This window comes from Staphylococcus sp. GDY8P198P (assembly GCF_017891615.1).
Taxonomy (GTDB): domain Bacteria; phylum Bacillota; class Bacilli; order Staphylococcales; family Staphylococcaceae; genus Staphylococcus; species Staphylococcus cohnii.
In genome coordinates this window covers 53721-74145 of the sequence record NZ_JAESJQ010000012.1, presented here as the reverse complement: position 1 = coordinate 74145, position 20425 = coordinate 53721, and the positions used below count along the sequence as shown (strand labels likewise).

Genomic DNA, 20425 nt, shown 5'->3' with positions numbered 1-20425 from the left:
ACCAAATCTTACTTGCTCTTTTTTGATATTTGTTATTTCATTGTGACCAATGGGAGGGTAGTGCTTACATGTTAGATACTCAGTCGTTATATAAAATATTATTTTCACATATGGGTTCGCAACATTGGTGGCCTGCTGAGTCGAAAATCGAAGTGATATTAGGGGCGATTTTAGTACAAAATACCAATTGGAGAAATGCAGCTTATGCGCTCGAACAATTAAAAGTGAAGACTGAATTTGATCCTGAGCAGATTTTAAATTTGAAGTTAGAATCTTTACAAACGATTATAAAATCTAGTGGGTTTTATAAAAATAAAGCTCGAACGATTTTGAATATACTTGCTTGGCTGGAATGTTTTGATTTTGATTATCAAGCTGTAAGATCATATTATCAACATCAGTTGCGTAATGCTTTATTAGAGGTTAAGGGTATTGGTAGTGAAACGGCAGATGTTTTATTAGTATATATTTTTGAAGAAGTCGCTTTTATTCCAGATAGTTATACTAGAAGGATTTATAAAAAATTAGGTTATGCAAATACAGAAAGTTATGAAAAATTGAAACAGCATATTCAACTGCCTGAAACTTTTACGAATACAGATGCTAACGAATTTCATGCATTATTAGATAACTTTGGAAAAAATTACTTTAATGGGAAAAATGAAAAGAAATATACATTTTTAGATACTTATTTTGAAAAATAAATTTCATAAAATAGACTTAACGATTGAGATAAGAGTTTGGTAATATAGAATAAAACAACTATTAGGAGATTAAGGTATGAAAAAAAGAACTAAATTGTTATGTCTGTTGCTTGTTTTTATAGTAATCTTAAGTGCTTGTGGCACTAAGTCAGACCAGAAGCATGATAGTCAATCTGAAGGTCACACTTATAAACGTATTATTTCTCTAATGCCAAGTAATACTGAAATATTATATGAACTCGGTTTGGGTGATGATGTGATAGGTGTTTCAACCGTAGATGATTACCCTAAAGAAGTGAAAGATAAAAAACAATTTGATGCGATGAAACTTAATAAGGAATCATTGATGAAAGCCAAACCAGATTTAATCTTGGCACATGAATCTCAAAAAGCGACGAATGATAAAGTACTTAAAGGATTAAAAGATAACGGTGTGAAAGTGGTTTATGTGAAAGATGCACAATCTATTGATGAAATGTATGAATCATTTATGCAAATTGGTAAGGTTACGCATAAAGAAAAAGCATCTAAAAAACTTGTTAAAGAAACAAAACAAAATATCGAACGTGTAAAAAATTCAGTGCCCGATGATGCAAAAGGGCAAAAAGTTTTCATGGAAATTTCATCTGAACCTGAAATATACACTGCAGGAAAACAAACATTTTTTGATGATATGTTGACACAATTAAAAGCAGAAAATAGTTTTTCTAATTTAAACGGTTGGCAAAAAGTCAGTAAAGAAGATATTATTAAGCAAAATCCAGATTTGATGATATCGACAATGGGCATTTCATCGTCTGAATATCAAAAAATGATTCGCAAACGCGGTGGTTTTAGTCAAATTAAAGCTGTACAGCATAATAAAGTTAAAGCTGTTAATGGTGATGAAATATCAAGACCAGGTCCCCGTATCGATGATGGGTTGAAAAAATTGAAAGAAGCTATTTATGAACAATAATACGTTAAAATACAGAGATAGATTAGCCTAAGTTCTAAATATTTTTGGCTAACAATTCAACGTCAATTACTATAGAAATTATATAGAATTGACGTTTTTTTATGAATAATTTGTAATGCAATATTTACTTTTATCTTAAAAATATATACCATTTTAGTAATGAACGATAATTATTTTTCTAATTCATAATTTCTGAACGATTTTATTGAAAGCGTGGCAAAGACATGAAATATAATAAAGCACTCATTATTTGTATCGTCATACTCACTATCAGTATGTTGCTAAGCATGCTTTGGAATATCGGAAATATTAACGAAACATTGTCACAATCCATTTTATTTCAAGTTAGAGTGCCTAGAACACTACAAGCATTATTAGCTGGGATAGGTTTAACATTAGCAGGTCATATGTTTCAAACATTATTAAATAATCCTTTAGCTGATAGTTTTACATTGGGCTTAGCAAGTGGGGCAACTTTTGGGTCTGGTATAGCGGTCGTATTAGGGTTATCATTTTTATGGTTACCGGTCTTTTCTGTCATTTTTAGTGTTATAACATTAATCACAGTGATTTCACTCACTACTGCTATGTCTAAAGGTTATCCGATAAGAACGCTCATCTTATCTGGAATTATGATAGGTGCGCTGTTTAACGCATTTCTTTATGTATTGATTATTTTTAATCAACAGAAGATGAATAATATTGTGAATTATATGTTTGGCGGTTTTTCATCTGCAGAGTATAACGAGGTAATCTATATAGGCATTACGTTATTAATTGGTATCATTATTTTATGTAGTGTAATATCAAAAATTAAGATATTACAGCTAGGCTATTTGAAAGGCACATCTCTAGGTTTAAATGTACAACTTTTAACATATGGCGTGTTATTGATTGCATCATTGATTACCGCAGTTATTGTTGCATATGTGGGAATAATTGGCTTTATAGGCATGATTATTCCTCAACTTGTACGTCGTCAGGGTCAGCATTTCGATCTTGGACAACAAATGGTACTAAATATGTTGATTGGTGGTATAGTAATGGTAATGTCAGATTGGTTAGGTAGTATATTATTAAGCCCCTTTGAAATTCCAGCTAGTATTATCTTAGCATTATTAGGCATACCGGTATTATTTTACCTCATGATTACTCAACCACGGAGCATAGAATAAACTTAAAAATCCCTATCGTCTTGAAACGGTTTATACTATATAATGATATTTATTAATTAAGGTTAAGTAAAAGGTAAACCTAAGATTGAAGAGGTTATGATTATGGATTTAACTCAAGTAAAAGCAATTGTGTTTGATTTAGAAGGAACATTATTAGATAGAAAAAAATCTAGAGAAAAATTTATAGAAGAACAGTTTGAAAGATTTCATGACTATTTTGTACGCATACAATTGGAAGACTTCAAACGTAAGTTTATAGCATTAGATGATGATGAAGATCATGACAAACCTGAATTATATAAGGCGCTCATTAAAGATTTTCACGTAGACCGCCTAACTTGGAAAGATTTGTTTAGTGATTTTGAAATGCATTTTTACAGATATGTATTCCCATATTATGATACACAGTATACTTTAGAAAAATTAACCGAAAATGGTTACTTGACTGGTGTTATTGCAAATGGTAAGTCGAAAATCAAGCAATTCCGACTGCACGCACTAGGCATTGAAGATAGTATCAATTACTTATCTACATCTGAAACTGTAGGCTACCGCAAACCACACCCTAAAATTTTTGAAGATATGCTGTCACAATTAGGAACTAAACCTGAAGAAACAATTTATGTTGGTGATGATCCACTCAATGATGTAGCACCTGCAAGAGCAATGGGTATGATTAGCATTTGGTTTAACGAAGATAATGAAAATGATTTAACACCTTTACCAGAAGAAGTAGATTTTACGATTAAAACTACGGAAGAACTACTTTCCATTTTATCAATTAATAAGAAAGGGAGATAAAGGATGAACCTATTTACAACAAGTGATGGTATCGCATTAAATTACAAGACGAGTGGCGAAGGTAAAGCAATTGTCATGATTCATACTGCTTTTGATAACTTTACAGTGTTTAATGATTTAGAAACTAAATTTAATAAAGATTATCAGGTAGTACTTATCGATTTAAGAGGTCATGGCTATTCCGATAAACCGAATGAAATCAATTTCAGAACATATGCAAAAGACATTAAGGAATTATTAGATTATCTATACATTCATGAATGTTCTATCATAGCTCACGAATTAGGTGGTTCAATTGCTGCATTATTTGCAACACAATATCCAGAAACAGTGTCATCATTAACGATGGTGAATCCTACACTATTGAATGACATCACGCCTGAAGAGCGTTTATATAGAAAAAATTCGGATAAAATTAGAAATTGGGATGATGAAACACAACAAAAATTCCTTGATAAACAATTATATTATTCTAAAAGAAAAGCAAAAAAATTCTTAAAACAAGTTGAAAATACGAACAGCTTGTCTACGAAATCAGAAATTGAAGCGGTAAAACAATCATTTATTGATAATAATGTTATGCATTATTTAAAATCATTAGATTTACCCACATTAATTATTGTTGGACAACATGGCGAAAGAACAACAATATTTGAAGCAAAAGAAGTTGCGGATTATATCGGAAATACCCAATTTGGAGTTTTCGAAGAATCTGGATTATATCCGTTTGTAGAAGAAAAAGATAAATTTATCAACGATGTGAGCAGATTTATAGAACAACATCTTCAAGTAGCATCTTAATTTTAACGGATTGATAGATTTCTTGATATATTACAACACCACACTACTTTGTAATCATTTTGTAACATCACTGTTATTTTAGTAATATTTATAGTACAATGTGAATAAGCACAATGAAGGTAAGTTAAATATAAAGGAGAGAGTGCTTATGAAAAAAATATGTGCAGCAGTTTTAGTTACAGGTTTGGCATTTTCTGGTATTTCTGCAGGAAGTGTTGAAGCAGCATCAGGGAACTCTATCCAAAGTGTTAATGAATTGCAACATGGTGATCAATCATTAGAAGGTGCGAAATTAGGAAGTTCTATTCAATCAGTATTAAAAAATAATAAAAAACCAGTTTATTCATATAAACCTGATGGCTCAGAACATTATTATGAATTTAAAAAAGATAATGGTGTCCTTGTGGTAACTGCAGATGGTAAGAAAAATAATGGTAAAATCATACGTGTATCAATGAGTTACAACGATACAAATGGACCATCATATAAAGAAGTGAAAAATGCTGTAAGCAGCGAAGCAGTTGCTCGTGAACATTATAATAAAGTAACAGGCAACTTTGGATATGTTCAAGACAATCAAGTATCTTATCAATTTAGTTCTCCATCACCTAGTGATAAAAATATTAAACTTTATCGCATTGATATTGGTAAATAATCTTCACTTGTAATTATTAAAATGAATAATAACCGACAAGTTTAAAGCTATATACTTGTCGGTTATTTTATTGTTACAATAAGTGAAAGTCTAATTTTATTAATAAATAAAATACTTATTTAACAAAAAAGGAGCCTATCATGAGAGTCAATGACAAAGTATTAATAGAAAATATCAATGATTATTTCACTCATAAAGGTCTTTCTCCCAATCTTATAGATGATATTAAAGGAAAATTGAAAAAAGAGTTAAAGAAATCAGAAGCACAAGATTTGGATTATATAGAATACAGAAAGAAATCACCAGCTGAAATAATTTTAACGATTCAACGCAATTTATTTACATTACAATTAAATCCAATTGTATTTTTTATTATCAATTTTATTTTATTATCTTACTTGTATGATAAGCAGTATGTGCCGTTCCAAGCAGCGACGGGCTTATCCATTTTTTATTGTTTAATTATTTTACCTATTTCAATCTTCATTTATTTGAGGATTGATTGGAAAAATTATCTCTATAGTAATAAATTTGAAAGAGTGATAGGGCTCAGTGTTGCAGCAGCAGCGCTTATCTTGGTATTTGCGCACGCTTTTGGGTTTAATTTAGGTATCGTTGCTGTATCATTATATGCGCATCAATTTATCTTTTTTGTAGGTATTATATTTAGTATTTCAGGTGTCTACTTTAAAAGATTAGAATTTACCGGAATTGGCTTATTATTTTGCCAAAAAACAATCGATGCGATGGTTAGCAATCCAGTGATTACACAAATTGCATCTATTGTTATTTGGGTATTATTATTAATTGTCATAATTTATTACACAATTAGAATATCTTCAAGAAATTAAAGTTTCTTAATTACTTGGTGGTGTTGTAACACAATAAGTTGCATATACTCAACTTACATTTAATGTGCAAAAACATTAAGTGTAGGTTGGGTATTTTTATCTTTAAAGCCCAATACTATAAGGTCATAGTAAAAAGAAATGTTACAGTTAAATATTTAAAATTGAGCATATGCATCATAAATCGAGGGTATATAAACCATATAAGGAGGTGGCCCACAATGGAAAAAGTAGAAATTAGTTGTAACACTAAATTGGCATACATCCGTGAGGGTCTAGGCTTTCCTATAATTTTAATTCATGGTTTAGATGGCAATCTAGCTTCCCTATGTAGATTAAAAGATGAATTAAAACATAATTATGATGTCATTACTTATGACGTTAGAGGACATGGTAAGTCCTCAAAACCTAACGCGTATCATTTAAAAGACCACGTAGAAGATTTGAAATTATTAATGAAAAAGTTAAATATTGAAAAAGCGCATTTAATTGGTCATGATATGGGCGGACTTATTGCTAAACATTTTGTTGATAAATATGAATATATGGTTGAGTCATTAACTTTAATCGCATGTAATCTTATTGATAGTGTATTGGAGTTAAACAAATTAATGATTGAACATGACGACGAAATAGAAGGATTTGATAAATCTGAATCTCTGATTTTATTATTACCTTATATGTATAAAGACCAAGAAAAAGCTAAAAAATGGTTTCAATCACAGTTGATTTATAATAGACAATCAGCTGAAGAAAGTGCGATAGCTACAAGAGCATTAATGGAATTTCCTGTATATAATCAAAACATTGTACTTGAACAAACTAGCATTCCTACACTAATTGTAAATGGTAATTATGATCCATTAATTACTAAAGAAATGAAGCGCGAATACAATCAGGTATTTCATAATTTAGAAATAGTTGATTTTAACCAATCAGGACACGCACCTCATATTGAAGAACCAAACCACTTTTTAGACGTTTTTTTAGCGTTTATAAAAACAAATGAATACTCATAAGGATAAAATTGTTAAAATATGTGATGTTTATTTTTGATTTCAAATGCTAAATGTTAAGTATGAAAAGAACGAATACATTCAAAAACATAAAAGATGCAAAAGCGAGGTAAGATAAAACATTAAAATTTTTTCGGTATATATATAAAACCACTTCACCAAATTAATTCGGCGAAGTGGTTTTTTATGTTGATAGATATTTTATGTGGGAAGCTAAAGTTAGTTATACTTCTTTTTCATCATTTGCTTCTTGAATACGCTTGTTAACACGTGATAATAATTCATTGATTTTTTTACGTTGTTTAGAATCAACTAATATTAAAACTGTTCTTTCATCATGTTCATTACGCTTTTTATCAAAATAATCTTCTTGAGATAAGTTTTTAACCGCTTTAACAACTTGCGGTTGTTTATAATTTAAATGATTGATAATATCTTTTAGATAATATTCTTCGCTTTCATGTTCACTAATATATGTTAATACAGCGAATTCTTCGAAACTTACTGAAAACTCTTTTTTGATAATACTTTTTAATTTATCAGCGTACGTTACCATTGCTAATAGTTCAAAACAGTCATTTATTTTGGTGATAGCCATTTTTAATTCCTCCCTAATTTATATGCCCAATCTAATATACATATTAAAAATGTTTTTGTATAATAATTTGTCTTAATTCAAAGTTGAATACAAAGTTTTTATCATAATTTACAGCTCTGATATATTTGGGTAAAATATATTAAAACTAGCATTATTTAGTTTATTATAACTAAATTAAAATAGCAAGTAAACATAAAACTGATTAAACGGTATGGTAATGTTTAAATTTATTAATTCAATTATTTAAACACCAATCATTTAATTATAATAATTGCTCTAAATTTACAATTTACCACTATTTGATAAAAACTGTAAAAAACAAATTATATTTTAAAGATTTATTGTATTTATACTGTGCACATCTAATTTTTGGACCGCACAGTGTCAACATTTCTAGCTATGATATCTCCAGGTTTTAAACCTTCAATGATAAGCATAGTTTTTTTATTACCCGATTTTTCTGATTTAATAACCTTTTTAATAAATTTTTTATTTCTTAGTAAATAAACAAATTGTCCATTATCTATTGCAGTACGTGGTATTTCTATCAGAGTAGTTGGTTTTTCGATTTTTACATGTTCACCAAAAATGTGATCAGAGTTTGGTGAAATTTCAAGCAAATATTTAGATGGTTTAGATAAATTTGTTTGATTGATTGGAAGTTTAGATATATGCGTAATCTTACCAAAACTATTATTTGTAATATCACTACTTATCTTTACTTTGTCCTTGATATGTAAGTCGTTTTTTTCTTTCTCAGATATCTCTGCTCTTATGACAGGCTTAGGATCATAGATTTGGATTAAGGGTAGGTTTTGTGAAAGCATATGCGAGGGGTTTATGATGACGGTACCGGAAATGGGTGAGAAAATTGTAGTACGTAGTTTAGATTGTAAGTGGGAAATTTCAGTTTTTAAGTTAATAAGTTCAGCTGAAGTAGATTTATTAGTTTTAATAAGTTGAGCTAATAACTTTTGTTTTTGAGCGATGCGTTGTTCAATGTGAGGATTATAATACTCAAAAAGTGGTTGGTTTTGTGTTACTTTTGTTTCGGTTTGTACGAACCAGTCGTGGATAGCACCTTGAGAAGTATCATAATTGATCGATACTAACTGAGAAGGCTCTTGTCTTCCTATAAAGAATGGTGATTTTTTATAAGAAATTTTAACTGTTTCGATGTGCTCTTCAAAGTTATTACTATGTGTTTTTAAATAAAACCATAAGGATAGGGCGATTGTGCTAAAAAGGGTTAGTAACGTGGTTAATATGATAAAGATACGTTTCAAAATTTGTCACCTCTAGATGTATTATTGTACTGATTATACTGCTTTTATAACTACTGTGCCACAGAAAAAAAGAAGCTAAGACATATTAATTGTCTTAGCTTCTTATCATTAAAACAAACCCCAGGACTGTTATTATTAGTGAGGTAGGAGGACATAATTTTTTTGAATAAATTTAAATTGTATTTTGCATTCTAGGCTATCATTACTTAAAACAATCTTAAAAGTACGATGCCAATCATCATAGCGACGATACCAACGATTTTTCGCTTCGTAATTTTATTAACATAAGTACCTAATAATCCAAAGTGATCAATAATTATGCCCATTAACATCTGACCTAACATCACAATAATTGTAGTTAAAGCAGCACCTAGGTGTGGCATCAATATAATATTTGTAGTGACAAAAATCACTCCAAGTATGCCACCAATGAAATAAATTGGTTTTAATTTGCCTTTTTGCTGATCATAAGCCTTCATCTTAAGTGTTCTACTGAAGATTAAAGTTAGAATGAATAATGCTATGGTACCAATCGTAAATGAAATTAAAGACGCTAAAATTGATGAATGTAACTGTTGTCCTAATGCGCTATTAATCGCAGTTTGTATTGGTGGACAAAAGCCGAATACAAAACCGATGATCAACCAAATATATACTTGAGCATTCATGTTTTTATCTTTGGGATTGCTACGTACATAATTCATAAGTATAATGCCAAGCATTAAAAAGAGAATACCCAATACTTTAAACATAGTAAAAGGCTCTACATCCGCGCCAAACCAACCAAAAGTATCAATTGTAACGCCCATAATAATTTGGCCAGCAACTGTCATTACGACGGTTAAAGATGCACCTAATCTCGGCAGTAATAATAAATTCCCCGTAAGAAAAATAACACCTAATATACCGCCGACAAACCATAGGTAACTCAATGATTGATTACTATAGAAATCAGTAGTAAAAACATGTGGATTGGTAATTAAATTGATTAAGATTAAAAAGGTAGTTCCAGTAGCAAAAGAAATTGTAGATGCATAGAATGAAGACTTCGTATAAAGACTTAATCTTGAATTTATCGAAGTTTGAAAAGGAACAACCATCCCAGCAACAATTCCTACTAAATATAAAAAAATCATTAAATCACGCTTTCTTCAGAGATAATTATATTATATAGGAAAGGAGTGGATTTTCCTATGCTCGTTTCTATTTATAAAAGAGGAAAGTATAAAATAATGTACACAACTAATGAAATATAATAAAATAATTATGTTGATGTTATAATTAAAGGGAAATTATTAGATTTAAATTGAAAATCAAGACCTATAAAAATTAGTAAGATGAATTTTTGGTGGTTTAAAAATATATAGAAGTGGTGACAATTTACATTGAAACAACTTTCAATCGTACGCTTATTAGATGAAGAAACTTTTTTTATAGGTGCAGGAAGTAATGAAGGAATTCAAAAAGAACAATTTATTGAAGTATTAAATCCTAGGAAATCATATAAAAATCTTGCTCAAGTGACAGAAGTTTTTGGACAATATGCAATGTGTAAAAAATTAGGAAAAAGTAAGATTTTTTTCGGTGATACAGTTAGATTAAGACCGATTAGAAACAAAAAATATCATAAATAATATCGTATATGTGATAAAAAGCGAATGCAATTTGATTCGTTGTTTTGTCACTTTTTTTATTTAAAACAAGGTAGCAGCCTAATGCTTAAGTGCATCAGGCTGCTACGATTGTTTATATAATTTGTTTACTTCAGCTTTCGGTGACTATACAAATACACTAGAAAAATGATATATGTGTTTAAAATTTTATTGATTTAACTTTCAAAAATTAATTTTGTAGATTTATCTATGATTTGTGCTGCACGCACTGTAGTAGGAATCCCCGCCTTAGGACGTAAGATATCTAGAGCAACTAATTTGTTCATTCCGTCTTTTACTGTACTTTCATTGATGAAGTGCTCTATTTTGGGTAATTGTAATTTAATGTCTTTGTTAACAGCATCATTGAATATAAGTTCTAAAGTTTGACTCATAATATTTAACCTCCTTAATTAACTGTTTCAGTTTTAATGATTTCCACTGTTTCAAATTTTTCTCCAGTGATTTGTTCGATGATAGATTTGAAACTTTTAATTTGATCAGTTGTTGCTTGGGTATTCAGATTTGCAAAGTGACGTTTAAATTGTGTAGCTTTTCCATCTTTGTCATATGTTATTCGTGACATAGTGACGGCTAAGTGACTGATTTGGTTCATTTGCTTAACCTCCTTTCACTATATATATCGTTATTAAATTTCAAATGGGTCAAAAAAATTTGAAAAAATTAGACAAAATACTTTCATGTGACAAAAACATGATATATCATTAAATATGCAACATTAATTAATTCAGAGGTGAATTTATGAATCAAGTAGACCCTATTAGGAATACTAATGAGATAAAAGCGATGTATGAGGTTTTAAAAGCCAAATCCATGCGTGATTATCTGTTGTTTAAGTTTGCTATACATACTGGTGTGAAGCTTTCCTCATTATTAAATTTAAATGTAAGTGATGTGAAAATAGAGGACGATGATATAAAACACTATTGGATAGAGACGCATGCACCTAAAATTCAGATTAGATTACCAGAAACTTTGAGAAATGAATTAATGACATATATATCAGAACAACAATTGAAGAATGATGAGTTGTTATTTCAGTCTAATAGGACATTAAAAGGTCTATCGCGACAGCAAGCTTATCGCATTATTCATCTTGCTGCAGAAGATTTAGGAATGTTACATATTGGTTTGACGACGTTGCGTAAAACATTTGCCTATCATGCTTATCAATCAGGTATTTCAATATCGATTATTCAAAAGTACTTAGGACATCAAACAACCTTTGAAACAATGAAGTTTATAGGTATTTCTACAAAATCTAGCAAAACAACGATAGCTTTAAATTTGTAAATTATAGTTAAAGGGGGTATAGGATGAGTTTAGTTTATTTACTGAGTGCGATCATTTTAATTATGATGGTACTTTTGCTCACAATGACGAAACGAAAATTTCATAAATTTGCTGGGCCAATCGCTTTAATCGCTCCAATCATTTCTTCTGTTTACTTTCTATGGCAATTGCCACAAGTAATGAAGGGGCAATTTGTATCAATTAAAATCCCTTGGCTCACATTATTGGATATAAATATAGATTTTAGACTAGATGGATTAAGTTTATTTTTTAGTTTGTTAATATCGCTCATTGGACTAGCGGTGTTTTATTATGCTACACAATACTTATCAAAAGAACATGATCATTTACCGCGTTTTTATATATACTTATTGTTATTTATGTTCAGTATGCTTGGTATTGTTACAGCAAATAATACAATTTTGATGTATGTATTCTGGGAATTGACGAGTGTATCATCTTTCTTACTTATTGCTTACTGGTACAGTAAAGGTGCAAGTCAATTTGGTGCTATCCAATCGTTTATGATCACAGTTTTTGGTGGTCTTGCACTATTAACAGGTTTTATCATGATTTATATTGTTACGGGTACAAATTCTATTACATCGATCATTGCGCAAAGTGACAAAATAGCTGATAGTCAGTTGTTTATACCAATTATTATCTTGTTGCTTTTAGGTGCATTTACTAAATCAGCGCAATTTCCTTTCCATATTTGGTTACCAAAAGCCATGGAAGCACCGACACCCGTGAGTGCTTATTTACACTCTGCCACAATGGTAAAAGCAGGTATATTTTTACTATTTAGATTTACGCCTGTTTTAGGGCTAAGTGATTTTTATATTTATTGTGTCACTTTTGTTGGATTGATAACAATGATTTTTGGGGCGGTTAATGCCACTCGACAATATGATTTAAAAGGTATCTTAGCTTATTCTACAATCAGTCAACTAGGTATGATTGTTTCTATGGTCGGTCTCGGTGGAGGCTTTGCACAACATACTACTGGTGAACTATCTAAAGTTTACAGCCTTATTCTCTTCGCAGGTCTTTTCCATTTGATGAATCATGCGTTATTTAAAGGTGCTTTGTTTATGGGCGTTGGTATCATTGATCATGAAACAGGTACGAGGGATATACGTAAATTGTCTGGATTAAGAAAAGTACTGCCAATCACACATGTAGTTATGTTACTTTCAGCTTTATCTATGGCTGGTATCCCATTTCTTAATGGTTTCTTAAGTAAAGAAATGTTTTTTGATGGTTTGGTAAGTTCATACCAATTACCTCAATTTAATATCATTTTAACAATCACTATTGCAGTGATAGGTGTTGTTGCTAGTATTTTCACGCTTATTTATGCAGTTTACATGATTAAGGAAGTTTTCTGGGGATACTTTAAACATAATGATTCACCAGTACAAAGTCCTCATGAACCATTTTTATTTACACTACCTTCTGCAATTATGATGATTTTGTTGCCTATTGTGTTTTTTGTGCCAAATATATTTGGACATCATATTATTTTACCGGCATTACGAAGTATCACAATTGGAGAAAAAGTAGATAATATTGCACCGCATATATCACAATGGCATGGATTTAATTTACCGCTGTTGTTAAGTTTCATTGTGATTGTTGTAGGTTTTATAGCAGCGCTTAAAATTGATTGGAAAAAACAATCCGAAAAAATTAGAGTCAAATCTATAACAGATGTTTATTTAGACTCATATAAACAGTTTGAAAATTATTCAGGTTATAGTATTCGTACATTGATGAATAACCGTTTGAATCATTATATTATATTAACGTTAGCGGTTTTCATCATAGTAGTTGTTTATGGGATCATCCAAGCTGGATTTCCCGACGTTAAACAGATACATGTCAGTGAATTTGGCCCATTAGAAATCATCACGTTAATTGTTGTATTTATTCTAGGTATTGCTTTAACGTTTATTCGTCAACGTTTAACTATGGTAATATTAAACGGTATTATTGGTTATTGTGTAACGATATTCTTCATTTTAATGAAAGCACCAGACTTAGCGCTGACGCAATTAGTGGTAGAAACAATAACTACAATATTGTTTATTGTAAGTTTTTCACGCTTACCAAACGTACCACGTTCAAAAGTTCATAAGAAACGAGAAGCTGTTAAGATTATTGTTTCATTAATGATGGCGATTACTGTAGTTACACTTGTTTTCATTGCTCAACAGGGTCAAACTATGCCAACGATTTCAACTTTTTATCACGATGCATATAAACTTGCAGGCGGTAAAAATATTGTAAATGCTATTCTTGGTGATTTTCGTGCTATGGATACCTTATTTGAAGGTATGGTATTAATCATCGCTGGTTTGGGTATCTATACATTACTTAACTTTAAAGAACGGAGGGGTCAAGATGAAAGAGAATGATGTAGTCTTACGAACAATTACTAAAATTGTTGTATTTATATTGTTAACATTCGGGTTCTACTTATTTTTAGCAGGACATAATAATCCTGGCGGTGGATTTATCGGTGGACTTGTATTCAGTTCTGCATTTTTACTTATGTTCTTGGCCTTCGACGTTAAACAAGTATTAGTCGCTTTACCACTTGATTTTAGAATATTAATGATCACCGGATCTTTAGTATCATTTGCTACTGCTGTCATACCAATGTTCTTCGGTAAACCGTTCCTTTACCAAACAGATGCATACGTTCAATTACCGATATTAGGTGAAGTACATTTAACAACTGTTACGCTTTTTGAAGCTGGCATTGTTTTAGCGGTCGTAGGCGTTGTAGTAACAGTTATGCTATCAATAAGTGGTGGTCGCTCATGAATTTGATATTGTTAATGGTGATTGGCTTCTTAATATTTATAGGAACGTATATGATATTATCAGTCAATTTAATCCGTATCGTCATAGGTATTTCAATTTATACACACGCAGGAAATTTAATTATCATGAGCATGGGTCGCTATGGTAAGAATATGGTAGAACCACTTATTGGTGAAGGTAGTAAAAATTTCGTAGATCCATTGTTGCAAGCTATTGTATTGACTGCTATTGTGATAGGTTTTGCCATGACCGCGTTTTTACTTGTGCTCGTATATAGAACATATCGAGTTACTAAAGAAGATGAAATTGATGTGTTAAGAGGTGATGACGATAATGATGAGTAATTTGTTAATTCTGCCATTACTTCTGCCAGCAATTTGTGCGCTTGTACTGGTATTTATCCGTACACATAGCAGATTATCAAGAATTTTTTCAATTGGCACAATGTCTATTACGACAATCATATCTTTATTGTTATTGATTTATGTTATGCAACATAAGCCAATCGCTTTAGATTTTGGTGGCTGGAAAGCACCTTATGGAATTCAATTTGTTGGTGATTCATTGAGTTTACTCATGGTCACGACATCGAGTTTTGTCGTTACGTTAATTATGGCATATGGTTTTGGTAGCAGAGAAAAAAGAGCAATTCGTTATTACTTACCGAGTTTTATTCTGTTTTTAACAGTAGGCGTTATTGGTTCGTTTTTAACTGCAGATTTATTTAATATATATGTCATGTTTGAGGTAATGTTGCTTGCGTCGTTTGTGTTAATTACGTTAGGACAATCAGTTGAACAGTTACGTGCAGCTATTATTTACGTTGTACTTAATATTTTAGGTTCTTGGTTGTTATTATTAGGCATCGGTTTATTATACAAACTTACTGGTACCTTAAACTTTGCTTTAGTAGCGCAAAGACTAACTGAGATGCAAGGAGAAAGTTCAGTAGTAATTATTTCAATGGTGTTTTTAATTGCATTTGGTGCCAAAGCTGCGCTTGTATTATTCATGTGGCTTCCGAAAGCATATGCTGTTTTAAACACTGAGTTAGCAGCATTATTTGCAGCATTAATGACAAAAGTAGGCGCTTATGCCTTGATTCGTTTCTTCACACTGTTATTTGATAATTATAGTGGTATTACACATCCACTATTGGTTGTCTTATCTTGTATAACAATGTTAATTGGTGCATTTGGCGTCTTAGCTTATCGAGATATTAAAAAAATAGCAGCATATCAAGTTATTCTTTCTATTGGTTTTATAATTTTAGGTCTAGGATCAAATACAATTTCAGGTGTCAATGGTGCTATTTTTTATCTGACAAATGATATTGTTGTGAAAACATTGCTATTCTTTATCATTGGTAGCTTAGTATATATTACTGGTTATCGACAATATAAAAATTTATATGGTTTAGCTAAAAGAGAACCATTCTTTGGTGTAGCATTTGTGGTAATGATTTTAGCAATTGGTGGTGTGCCACCATTTAGTGGTTTCCCTGGAAAAGTGTTTATTTTTAAAGGTGCTGTTGAAAATGGTAATTATATTGGTTTAACTTTGATGATTTTAACTAGTCTAATTGGTATGTTTAGCTTGTTTAGAATTTTCTTCACAATGTATTTAGGTAATTCTGATAAAGGTGAACATATAGACTTCAAACCAATTCCTAGATATCGTAAAGGCTTAATCGGCATTCTTGTAGCAGCAATTATCGGTATGGGACTAGCGGCACCATTGATTTTCAAAGTAACTGATAATGCTACCCATTTAAATATGGATGATGGATTATATGAAAAAATGGTCAATCCTCATTTAGTGAAGGAGGAGAAATAATGAGACAAGTCTTACTTAATATGGTCATTGCATTTTTATGGGTGCTATTTCAAGATGAAGAATCATTTAAAGCTTCTACCTTCTTCTCAGGTTATCTAATTGGTTTAGTAGTTATTTATATACTACATCGTTTTTTTGGCCAACAATTTTATTTAAAAAAAGTTTGGGTAGCATTTAAATTTTTAACGGTATACTTATATCAGTTAATTACATCAAGTATGACCACAATCAACTACATTTTATTTAAAACGAAAGATTTAAATCCTGGTTTAGTTAGATATGAAACGACTTTAGAAACAGATTGGGAAGTTTCATTTTTAACGATTCTAATTATAATTACACCTGGTTCCACAGTTATTAGAATTTCAAAGGAAAGAAAAAAGATTTTTATACATGCAATTGATATCTCTGAAAAAGAAAAACAGAAACTGCTTAAAAGTATTAGACAATATGAAGGTCTCATATTGGAGGTGGCAGAATGATCGAATCACTGATAAATTTCTTTATAACAAGTTCAATTATTTTGTTTGGTATCGCACTTATTTTAACGTTGTTTAGGTTAGTAAAAGGACCAACGACGGCTGATAGGGTGGTTGCATTTGATACTGCTAGTGCCATATTAATGTCAACGGTTGGTGTGTTAAGTATTGTTTTTGGTACTTTTTCTTTCTTAGATTCTATCTTGTTGATTGCGATCATTTCCTTTGTAAGCACCGTTTCTATTTCAAGATTTATAGAGGGGGGGCATGTCTTTAATGCAAATAACAAGCGAAATCGTTAATTTAATTGCAGCGTTTATGATGTTCTTGGGCAGTATTATAGCTTTGATTAGTGCAATTGGTCTTATTAAGTTCCAAGACGTATTTTTAAGAAGTCATGCCTCTACGAAAAGTTCTACATTATCGGTATTGTTAACGCTGGTAGGTGTTGTCATTTATTTCATTTCTTCACAAGGTTATTTAAGTGTTAGGATGATTTTAGCATTGGTATTTATCAATTTGACTTCTCCAGTAGGTGGGCACTTAATATCTAGAGCAGCATACCGAACAGGCGCTTATATGTATAGGAAAAGTGATGCACCTAAACAAACAAGTATCTTATTAAGCGCTTCGGAAAATGACACATTTGAACAATTGAAAAAACGTGCTCAAATACGTGAAGAGCGTAGACATAAAATTAATGAAAAAGAACAAGATAAGTATTAATTTAAATACAACCTACTTGTAGATTATATATTAGACTAGGCGGGTTAGAAATCAAAATTAAGTTTGATCTCTAATCCGCTATTTATATATAACGTTATAAATGTTTTGTTAGTATTGATGTTTGTGAAATAACAAAATTTTATCATGGTTGAAGTGCAATACATTTTAGTGGCTACTAAAAAAATGATAAAATTATATATATTTGTAATTGTGTTAATGTAAAAAAATACATATCAGGTAAACATCATTGTTCGTATAAACAAAGATATGTAAGAGTTTGAGACACAATATGTTCATAAATAAACGATTGTATTTTTGTTTCAACCTCAACAATTATGAAAGTTTAAATGTTGAAAAGAGGTGAAACCATGCAAATATTCGAAACGATACTTATATTTTTAGCGGTAGTAATCGCAAGTTCTTTAGTGCATATACTATTACCTAAAATTCCTTTAGCTTTTATTCAAATTATCCTCGGTATGTTACTGTATATTACACCAGTTCCCGTCGAGTTCCATTTTGATTCGGAATTATTTATGGTTGCATTGATAGCACCGCTATTATTTGTTGAAGGTGTAAAAGTCTCTCGTGTGCATTTAAGGCGTTATATCAAACCGGTTTTAATGATGGCATTAGGTCTTGTAGTAACTACTGTAATCGTAGTTGGCTTATTTGTACATTGGATTTGGCCTGAGCTTCCATTAGCTGCCGCGTTTGCGCTAGCTGCAATCTTATGTCCAACTGATGCTGTTGCTGTTCAAGCAATTACGAATGGTAAAGTACTACCCAAAGGCTCTATGACAATTTTAGAGGGTGAATCATTATTAAATGATGCTGCTGGTATCATATCTTTTAAAATTGCTGTAGCTGCATTGATTACGGGTGGCTTTTCAATGGTGAATGCAGTTGAACAATTTTTAGTATCCTCAATTGGTGGATTTATTGTCGGTTTAATTATTGGCGTAGCACTCGTTAGGTTTAGAGTATCACTTTCCAGAAGAGGTATAGAAAATATAAATATGTTTACATTTATACAGCTTGTGACGCCTTTTATTACATATCTCGTTGCTGAAATGTTTCATTCTTCAGGTATTATTGCAGCTGTAGTAGCAGGTTTGGTACATGGTTTTGAACGCGACCGAATTGCACAAGCACGTACTAGATTACAAATGAGTTATAACCATACCTGGAATATATTGGGCTATGCATTAAATGGTTTTGTTTTTTCTATTTTAGGATTTTTAGTTCCAGAACTTGTTGGTCGAATTATAGAAAATGAACCCCATAATTTTATTTTTCTAATTGTAGTTACAGTTTTAATTGCTTTAGCAATATATTTATTTAGATTTTTATGGGTTTTTGTTTTATATCCTTATTTTTATTTACCAATCAGTCCATTCCAAAAAATACTTACGAATTATGAAGACAATACGAAAGTCACTGAGAAACCACCGAAACGTGGTATGTATGCTTTCATTATGACGTTGTGTGGTGTACATGGGACAATTTCTTTAGCGATTGCCTTAACATTACCTTATATGTTGGCAGATCATCATTCGTTTGTATTTAGAGATGACTTATTATTTATCGCATCCGGTATGGTCATTATAAGTTTAATTATTGCACAATTTGTGCTACCTATTGTGACACCTAATGCGGTTCAACCAAAACAACACGGTATGAGCTTTAAAAAAGCAAGGGTATATATTTTAGAAAATGTTATAGAACACTTAAATAAATTATCTTCTGAAGAATCTAGTTATCTATATGGTAATGTTATTAAAGAATATCATGATAAATTAGCATTTCTTAAAACCGTTGAGAACGAAGATGAAAATACCAAAGAGTTAGAACGGTTACAAAAAATCGCTTTTGATGTTGAAAATAATACGTTGAATAGTTTGGTATCTAATGGTGATATAACAACAAATATCTTAGATAACTATATGCGCTATGCGGAACGTACTCAGGTTTATAAACAATCTTCTCTAATTCAACGTATTAAAGTGGAATTAAAAACATTTATTTTAAAAAGTAGAATTAAAACAAAAGTGAGAACGAATGCAGCATCCTCGTTATCAGTGATTGAAAACTTGAGAGAAATTTCTAATGTTATGAGGACCGTGCATTATCGTGTAGTTAGTCGTTTAGGTAAAGAAACGACTGAAGAAAATAAATTAGAAGTAGGCATGATTTGTGATAGTTATTTAATGAGAATTGAAAACTTAACGCCTTCTAATTTCTTTAATCCAAAAAGTGAAACTTCTATCACTAAAATTAAATTGGGTGCACTTAGAGAACAGCGTCGTGTTCTGAATCAACTTACTGAAGACGAAGAAATTAGTGAAGTTACTGCGCTAAAATTACGTGAAGCGATTAATTATGATGAGATGATTATCGTTGATAGTTTAACAGATTAAAGTAAATGGTTGGCAACTTTACTTCATGCTCAGATGAAAGAAGTTGTGAGATGCAACTTCTTTTAAAAAATTAGGACTAATCCATTTTGGTGGATTAGTCTTTTTTTATTATGATTTTAGTTGTGCATCAATCCTACTAATTCAGCAGAGCTGAAAAGTATAAAGGGGGAACGCCTGAGCAAAGCTGAAAAGTAAGACTAAAAAAATCTCCATCAATGGGGGGAGGAGCCAACCATTGATGGAGTTAAGGGAGATAGATGATTTAAGGCTTGAATACCACCATACCGTACGTCATTAGGAGGGAAACGTACGGTATGGGGCTAC

23 protein-coding genes are annotated in these 20425 nt (G+C 31.0%); 18 read left to right on the top strand and 5 right to left on the bottom strand.

Annotated features, from left to right (window positions below):
- Positions 1-68 precede the first annotated feature (68 nt).
- The 8 genes from KA824_RS09640 (at position 69) to KA824_RS09605 (ending at position 6961) form a co-directional block, all read left to right on the top strand.
- Positions 69-704: an endonuclease III domain-containing protein gene (locus KA824_RS09640; protein ID WP_107383655.1), complete on the top strand. Its 636-nt coding sequence runs from the start codon at positions 69-71 to the stop codon at positions 702-704.
- Between the two features lie 76 nt (positions 705-780).
- Positions 781-1662, top strand: a complete 882-nt coding sequence (locus KA824_RS09635) for an ABC transporter substrate-binding protein (protein WP_107383656.1) — start codon at positions 781-783, stop codon at positions 1660-1662.
- 224 nt (positions 1663-1886) lie between these two features.
- Positions 1887-2837, top strand: coding sequence for a FecCD family ABC transporter permease (locus tag KA824_RS09630; RefSeq protein ID WP_181187667.1), 951 nt, complete (start codon positions 1887-1889; stop codon positions 2835-2837).
- Between the two features lie 102 nt (positions 2838-2939).
- Complete coding sequence (locus KA824_RS09625) at positions 2940-3638, top strand: HAD family hydrolase (RefSeq protein WP_107386216.1); 699 nt, start codon at positions 2940-2942, stop codon at positions 3636-3638.
- 3 nt (positions 3639-3641) lie between these two features.
- On the top strand, positions 3642-4439 hold the full coding sequence (locus KA824_RS09620; protein ID WP_181187668.1) for an alpha/beta fold hydrolase: 798 nt from the start codon (positions 3642-3644) through the stop codon (positions 4437-4439).
- 148 nt (positions 4440-4587) lie between these two features.
- Positions 4588-5094 carry an SA0570 family protein gene (locus tag KA824_RS09615; RefSeq protein WP_181187669.1) on the top strand — a complete coding sequence of 169 codons (507 nt, stop codon included), beginning with the start codon at positions 4588-4590 and terminating at the stop codon, positions 5092-5094.
- 140 nt (positions 5095-5234) lie between these two features.
- Positions 5235-5945, top strand: a complete 711-nt coding sequence (locus KA824_RS09610; protein WP_019468423.1) for a hypothetical protein — start codon at positions 5235-5237, stop codon at positions 5943-5945.
- Between the two features lie 218 nt (positions 5946-6163).
- Complete coding sequence (locus KA824_RS09605) at positions 6164-6961, top strand: alpha/beta fold hydrolase (protein WP_181187670.1); 798 nt, start codon at positions 6164-6166, stop codon at positions 6959-6961.
- Between the two features lie 220 nt (positions 6962-7181).
- On the opposite strand, the gene sarA is transcribed toward KA824_RS09605, so the two are convergent.
- The 3 genes from sarA to KA824_RS09590 form a co-directional block, all read right to left on the bottom strand.
- Positions 7182-7556 carry a global transcriptional regulator SarA gene (gene sarA / locus KA824_RS09600; protein WP_019468421.1) on the bottom strand — a complete coding sequence of 125 codons (375 nt, stop codon included), beginning with the start codon at positions 7554-7556 and terminating at the stop codon, positions 7182-7184.
- A 362-nt stretch (positions 7557-7918) separates the two neighbouring features.
- Complete coding sequence (locus tag KA824_RS09595; RefSeq protein WP_107504942.1) at positions 7919-8842, bottom strand: efflux RND transporter periplasmic adaptor subunit; 924 nt, start codon at positions 8840-8842, stop codon at positions 7919-7921.
- A gap of 206 nt (positions 8843-9048) precedes the next feature.
- On the bottom strand, positions 9049-9978 hold the full coding sequence (locus KA824_RS09590; protein ID WP_181187671.1) for a DMT family transporter: 930 nt from the start codon (positions 9976-9978) through the stop codon (positions 9049-9051).
- Between the two features lie 249 nt (positions 9979-10227).
- Here KA824_RS09590 and KA824_RS09585 point away from each other — a divergent pair, with 249 nt between their 5' ends.
- Positions 10228-10476 (top strand): hypothetical protein, encoded by a 249-nt coding sequence (locus tag KA824_RS09585; protein WP_107384662.1) that lies wholly within the window; start codon positions 10228-10230, stop codon positions 10474-10476.
- Between the two features lie 194 nt (positions 10477-10670).
- Here KA824_RS09585 and KA824_RS09580 read toward each other — a convergent pair whose 3' ends face one another.
- Both KA824_RS09580 and sroA read right to left on the bottom strand, forming a co-directional pair.
- The gene (locus tag KA824_RS09580; protein ID WP_019468416.1) at positions 10671-10889 is read right to left on the bottom strand and encodes a DUF2922 domain-containing protein; all 219 of its coding nucleotides are present in this window, start codon (positions 10887-10889) and stop codon (positions 10671-10673) included.
- Positions 10890-10903: 14 nt separating this feature from the next.
- A complete protein-coding gene (sroA, locus tag KA824_RS09575; RefSeq protein ID WP_019468415.1) occupies positions 10904-11110 on the bottom strand; it encodes a sigS mRNA-stabilizing protein SroA in 207 nt (68 codons plus the stop codon).
- A gap of 146 nt (positions 11111-11256) precedes the next feature.
- Between sroA and KA824_RS09570 the strand changes: the two genes are divergently transcribed.
- From KA824_RS09570 to KA824_RS09530, 9 genes are all read left to right on the top strand, one after another.
- Positions 11257-11808: a tyrosine-type recombinase/integrase gene (locus KA824_RS09570; RefSeq protein WP_107386496.1), complete on the top strand. Its 552-nt coding sequence runs from the start codon at positions 11257-11259 to the stop codon at positions 11806-11808.
- 23 nt (positions 11809-11831) lie between these two features.
- Positions 11832-14228, top strand: a complete 2397-nt coding sequence (locus tag KA824_RS09565; RefSeq protein ID WP_181187672.1) for a DUF4040 family protein — start codon at positions 11832-11834, stop codon at positions 14226-14228.
- Complete coding sequence (mnhB2, locus tag KA824_RS09560) at positions 14215-14640, top strand: Na+/H+ antiporter Mnh2 subunit B (protein WP_107384665.1); 426 nt, start codon at positions 14215-14217, stop codon at positions 14638-14640. Before KA824_RS09565 ends, mnhB2 begins: the two co-directional genes overlap by 14 nt.
- Positions 14637-14984: a Na+/H+ antiporter Mnh2 subunit C gene (mnhC2, locus tag KA824_RS09555; RefSeq protein WP_019468411.1), complete on the top strand. Its 348-nt coding sequence runs from the start codon at positions 14637-14639 to the stop codon at positions 14982-14984. The genes mnhB2 and mnhC2 overlap by 4 nt, the downstream gene beginning before the upstream one ends.
- Complete coding sequence (gene mnhD2, locus KA824_RS09550) at positions 14974-16476, top strand: Na+/H+ antiporter Mnh2 subunit D (RefSeq protein ID WP_107386494.1); 1503 nt, start codon at positions 14974-14976, stop codon at positions 16474-16476. The genes mnhC2 and mnhD2 overlap by 11 nt, the downstream gene beginning before the upstream one ends.
- Positions 16476-16958: a Na+/H+ antiporter Mnh2 subunit E gene (gene mnhE2 / locus KA824_RS09545; protein ID WP_040029960.1), complete on the top strand. Its 483-nt coding sequence runs from the start codon at positions 16476-16478 to the stop codon at positions 16956-16958. The genes mnhD2 and mnhE2 overlap by 1 nt, the downstream gene beginning before the upstream one ends.
- Positions 16955-17257: a Na+/H+ antiporter Mnh2 subunit F gene (gene mnhF2, locus KA824_RS09540; RefSeq protein ID WP_019468408.1), complete on the top strand. Its 303-nt coding sequence runs from the start codon at positions 16955-16957 to the stop codon at positions 17255-17257. Before mnhE2 ends, mnhF2 begins: the two co-directional genes overlap by 4 nt.
- Positions 17232-17681: a Na+/H+ antiporter subunit G gene (locus KA824_RS09535; RefSeq protein ID WP_019468407.1), complete on the top strand. Its 450-nt coding sequence runs from the start codon at positions 17232-17234 to the stop codon at positions 17679-17681. Before mnhF2 ends, KA824_RS09535 begins: the two co-directional genes overlap by 26 nt.
- Before the next feature lie 368 nt (positions 17682-18049).
- A complete protein-coding gene (locus KA824_RS09530) occupies positions 18050-20101 on the top strand; it encodes a cation:proton antiporter (protein ID WP_107384667.1) in 2052 nt (683 codons plus the stop codon).
- Positions 20102-20425: the final 324 nt, after the last annotated feature.

Bases quoted from the DNA above. Each gene is read 5' to 3' on its own strand.
- KA824_RS09640 (WP_107383655.1), top strand. From the start codon at position 69: ATGTTAGATACTCAGTCGTTATATAAAATATTATTTTCACATATGGGT.
- KA824_RS09635 (WP_107383656.1), top strand. From the start codon at position 781: ATGAAAAAAAGAACTAAATTGTTATGTCTGTTGCTTGTTTTTATAGTA.
- KA824_RS09630 (WP_181187667.1), top strand. From the start codon at position 1,887: ATGAAATATAATAAAGCACTCATTATTTGTATCGTCATACTCACTATC.
- KA824_RS09625 (WP_107386216.1), top strand. From the start codon at position 2,940: ATGGATTTAACTCAAGTAAAAGCAATTGTGTTTGATTTAGAAGGAACA.
- KA824_RS09620 (WP_181187668.1), top strand. From the start codon at position 3,642: ATGAACCTATTTACAACAAGTGATGGTATCGCATTAAATTACAAGACG.
- KA824_RS09615 (WP_181187669.1), top strand. From the start codon at position 4,588: ATGAAAAAAATATGTGCAGCAGTTTTAGTTACAGGTTTGGCATTTTCT.
- KA824_RS09610 (WP_019468423.1), top strand. From the start codon at position 5,235: ATGAGAGTCAATGACAAAGTATTAATAGAAAATATCAATGATTATTTC.
- KA824_RS09605 (WP_181187670.1), top strand. From the start codon at position 6,164: ATGGAAAAAGTAGAAATTAGTTGTAACACTAAATTGGCATACATCCGT.
- sarA (WP_019468421.1), bottom strand. From the start codon at position 7,556: ATGGCTATCACCAAAATAAATGACTGTTTTGAACTATTAGCAATGGTA.
- KA824_RS09590 (WP_181187671.1), bottom strand. From the start codon at position 9,978: ATGATTTTTTTATATTTAGTAGGAATTGTTGCTGGGATGGTTGTTCCT.
- KA824_RS09580 (WP_019468416.1), bottom strand. From the start codon at position 10,889: ATGAGTCAAACTTTAGAACTTATATTCAATGATGCTGTTAACAAAGAC.
- sroA (WP_019468415.1), bottom strand. From the start codon at position 11,110: ATGAACCAAATCAGTCACTTAGCCGTCACTATGTCACGAATAACATAT.
- KA824_RS09570 (WP_107386496.1), top strand. From the start codon at position 11,257: ATGAATCAAGTAGACCCTATTAGGAATACTAATGAGATAAAAGCGATG.
- KA824_RS09565 (WP_181187672.1), top strand. From the start codon at position 11,832: ATGAGTTTAGTTTATTTACTGAGTGCGATCATTTTAATTATGATGGTA.
- mnhB2 (WP_107384665.1), top strand. From the start codon at position 14,215: ATGAAAGAGAATGATGTAGTCTTACGAACAATTACTAAAATTGTTGTA.
- mnhC2 (WP_019468411.1), top strand. From the start codon at position 14,637: ATGAATTTGATATTGTTAATGGTGATTGGCTTCTTAATATTTATAGGA.
- mnhD2 (WP_107386494.1), top strand. From the start codon at position 14,974: ATGATGAGTAATTTGTTAATTCTGCCATTACTTCTGCCAGCAATTTGT.
- mnhE2 (WP_040029960.1), top strand. From the start codon at position 16,476: ATGAGACAAGTCTTACTTAATATGGTCATTGCATTTTTATGGGTGCTA.
- mnhF2 (WP_019468408.1), top strand. From the start codon at position 16,955: ATGATCGAATCACTGATAAATTTCTTTATAACAAGTTCAATTATTTTG.
- KA824_RS09535 (WP_019468407.1), top strand. From the start codon at position 17,232: ATGCAAATAACAAGCGAAATCGTTAATTTAATTGCAGCGTTTATGATG.
- KA824_RS09530 (WP_107384667.1), top strand. From the start codon at position 18,050: ATGCAAATATTCGAAACGATACTTATATTTTTAGCGGTAGTAATCGCA.